3 protein-coding genes are annotated in these 3,453 nt (G+C 67.1%); all 3 read right to left on the bottom strand.

What is annotated here, in order from left to right; translation table 11 throughout:
- Positions 1-96: 96 nt before the first annotated feature.
- Positions 97-1,611 (bottom strand): amidophosphoribosyltransferase, encoded by a 1,515-nt coding sequence (gene purF / locus ACT6Y9_RS09620; RefSeq protein WP_443744361.1) that lies wholly within the window; start codon positions 1,609-1,611, stop codon positions 97-99.
- Positions 1,612-1,775: 164 nt separating this feature from the next.
- Positions 1,776-2,279, bottom strand: coding sequence for a CvpA family protein (locus ACT6Y9_RS09625; RefSeq protein WP_295480248.1), 504 nt, complete (start codon positions 2,277-2,279; stop codon positions 1,776-1,778).
- Positions 2,280-2,395: 116 nt separating this feature from the next.
- A complete protein-coding gene (locus ACT6Y9_RS09630; protein WP_443744362.1) occupies positions 2,396-3,361 on the bottom strand; it encodes an SPOR domain-containing protein in 966 nt (321 codons plus the stop codon).
- Positions 3,362-3,453 lie beyond the last annotated feature (92 nt).

The raw sequence follows: 3,453 nt of genomic DNA on the forward strand, positions 1-3,453 counted from the left end.
AGACCCCGGCAAGCCGGGGCTGTTGTCAGTGAAGCGAGAAGCCTCGCCCAATTCCTAACGGAATTGGGTGGGGAGCAGTCACAAGCGCCCGCGCGCTCAGGCGACCGAACCCGCCTGCGCGTCCTCATCGTCGGGCTCGGCCGGCGCGGCCTTGGGCTTCGGCGCCTCGAGCTTCTCGAGGTAGGCCTCGGTGACGTCGCCCGTCACGTAGACGCCGTCAAAGCACGAGCAGTCGAAGGCCGGGATGGCGGGATTGAGCTCGTGGAGCGCGTTCTTGAGGCCGTCGAGGGTCTGGAAGATCACGCGGTCGGCGCCGAGCTCCTTCGCCACCGCAGCGGCGTCCTTGCCGTCGCCGCAGATGAGCTCCGAGCGCGTCGGCATGTCAATGCCGTAGACGTTCGGGAACATCACGCGCGGGGCCGAGGAGGCGATGAAGACCTTCTTCGCGCCCGACTCGCGCGCCATGCGCACGATCTCCTTCATCGTCGTGCCGCGCACGATCGAGTCGTCCACGAGCAACAGGTTCTTGCCCTCGAACTCGACGGGCATGGCGTTGAGCTTCTGGCGGACGGACTTCTTGCGCACGGCCTGGCCGGGCATGATGAAGGTGCGGCCGACGTAGCGGTTCTTGATGAAGCCTTCACGGTAGGGGAGCTTCAGCTGCTTGGCGAGCTCCTGCGCGCAGGGGCGCGAGCTGTCCGGAATCGGCATCACGACGTCCACTTCCGACAGGTCGAGCTCTTCGCGGATCGTGTCGGCGAGATGCACGCCGAGGTTGAGGCGGGCGCCGTAGACGCTAATGCCGTCGATCATGGAGTCCGGACGGGCGAAGTAGACGTACTCGAAGGCGCAGGGATTGGCGACGGGGTGCTCGGCGCACTGACGCGTCTCGACGCCGCCCTTGAAGTCGATCCAGAGCGCCTCGCCCGGGGCGACGTCGCGCTCGAGCTTGAAGCCGAGGCCCACCATCGTCACGGACTCCGAGCTCACGAGCCATTCCTTCACGCCCGATTCATTGACCGCGCTGCCGAAGCAGAGCGGACGGATGCCGTGCGGGTCGCGGAAGGCGAGAAGGCCCTTGCCGGCGATGAGCGCCACCACGGCGTAGGAGCCCTTCACGCGCTTGTGCACGGCCGCGACCGCCTCGAAGACGCCGTCGGCGTCGAGCTTGCGGTTCACCGTCACGCGGGCGATTTCGTTCGCGAGCACGTTGAGGAGCACTTCGGAGTCGCTCGACGTGTTGATGTGGCGGCGGTCCATCTCGTAGAGCTCCTGCTTGAGCTCTTCGGCGTTCGTGAGGTTGCCGTTGTGCGCGAACATGATGCCGAACGGGGCGTTCACGTAGAAGGGCTGGGACTCCTGGTTCGAGCTCGCGCACCCCTGAGTCGGGTAGCGCACGTGGCCGATGCCGACCGAGCCCGTGAGGTCGCGCATGTTGCGCGTGCGGAAAATGTCCCGCACGAGGCCCATGGCCTTGTGCATGTGGAACTGCAGTCCGTCCAACGTGGCGATGCCCGCCGCGTCCTGGCCGCGGTGCTGCAGGAGCAGGAGCGCATCGTAGAGGCGCTGGTTGACCGGTTCATTGGAGATAAGAGCGACGACGCCGCACATGGCTGAATCAACCTCTCAAGGGTGGTCGGCTTCCGAAGGGAGAGCCGGGGGAAAAGGAGAAGAATGGGGTTCTGGAAACGCGCAGAAACCGCCCTGACGAGATCTCAAGAGCGGTTCCGGGGTTCGTGTGTTCATGCTGTCCGTGTGTTCCTTCCCTTCGGGAATCAGGCGCGGTGCGAGGAGACGCGCATTTCCTGAATCCACTTCGGGAGATAGGGCATGGACCAGTCGATCAGCGTTTCGGCCGGCCCGATCAGCACGGACTGCTGCCACATGCGGCTCTCGTGAACCGAAGCGGGCATGCCGAAGAGAAAGACGCACGCGCAGACCACGACGATGCCGCGCACGAGGCCGAAGACGGCGCCGAGCGCCCGGTCTTCGAAGGTGATCGAGGCGACCTCAAGGAGCCGGCGCAGAATCATGCCGAGAAGGCCGCAGAGGAAGAGGACCGCGACGATGATGAGCACGGCGGCGATCATCACGCGCGGCAGCCACCCGATGCTTTCGAGCGGAATCTGCGCGGCGAGGTCGCCCGAGAAGTTCATGGCGAGCACGATGCCGACCACCCACCCAGCGATGGCGAGCACCTCGCGCAGCACGCCGCGCATGATGCCGACGATCGTCGAGAGCGCGAGGAGCGCGATGATGATCCAGTCGATTTCGGTCATGACTCTCCGAGGGGGTGGTGCGTTCCCGGGGGGCGCGGCGGGCGCTCCCCGAACGCTTCAGGGAAATCCAGAAAGGACGCCATTGTACAAAAACGACGTCCCGGCGGCAGGCGGAATCACTTGTTGGCGACGTAGGGCTTGTGCGCGACGCCGTTGAGGATGATCGTGCCCTTGGCGCCTTCGGCCTCGTCGCGCGAGCCGTAGAGGCCGACGCGGACCTTCCAGAGCGCCCCGTCGGTCTTCGTCTTGTAGGCGGGCAGCCCCAGGACGGCGAGGCGCTTCACGATGCGCTCGGCCGCGGCCTCGTTTGAGAGCGCGGTCACCTGCACGTACCAGCCCTTGCCCGTCGGAGGCGTGATGCCGGCGGTCTTCTGCGAAGCGCGCTTCACCTCGGCCTTCGCCTCGGTCTTGGCTTCGGTCTTGCCCTGGGGCTTCGCATCGGCCTTCGCGGCGGGCTTCGGTTGGGGCTTCGCCTCCGTCTTGGCCTGCGCCTTCATCGAGCTCTGCGCCTCGCGGGCGAGGTTCGCCTTCGCGGTGCTCTCATCGCGCCCGAGGGTCATGTTCGTCACGTCCACGTCTCCCGACTGCGCGCGCTGCGACGGGGGTTCGACCGCCGCATTGATCGCGGTCGAGGTCTCGGACTCCTTGGGGATGTCCATGCGGACCTGCGAGAGCTTCGCGTCGTCAATGGGCGGCCGGCTGTCGAGGATGAAGGGGGCGGCAACCACCACGGCCATCAGGATCGCGGCGGCGCCGACCAGGCGGTGCTTGGTGCGCCGGCGCGCCTCGAGTTCGGCGTCGCTCGGAACGCGCCGGACCTCCGGGGCCGCGGCGCTTTTCGCGGGGCGCGGCATCGGTTCGGTGACGACCGGAATGGGACGGGGCTCCTCAGGAGTGGCGGCTGCCGGAGCCGCCTCTGCGGCGGCGGGCGACTGCGTCTCGGGAGCGGGCGCGAAGACGGGCGCAGTCTCCGCGGGGATCGGCGCGGGTTCGGTGGGCGGCAGCGGCGCTGCGGCGGCAGCGGCGGCGGGTTGAGGCGCGGATTCAGGCGCGGCCGGCGTGGGGACGGAGGCGGGCTTCACCGCCTCGCCCGCGGGCGGCTGGATGCCGTAGGGATCCCAGGTTTTTCTGTGAAATCTGTTGATAGTGAAGTCATAAGATTCCTCCTCTTAAG

The organism is Sutterella sp. (assembly GCF_052272535.1).
Taxonomy (GTDB): Bacteria; Pseudomonadota; Gammaproteobacteria; order Burkholderiales; family Burkholderiaceae_F; genus Sutterella.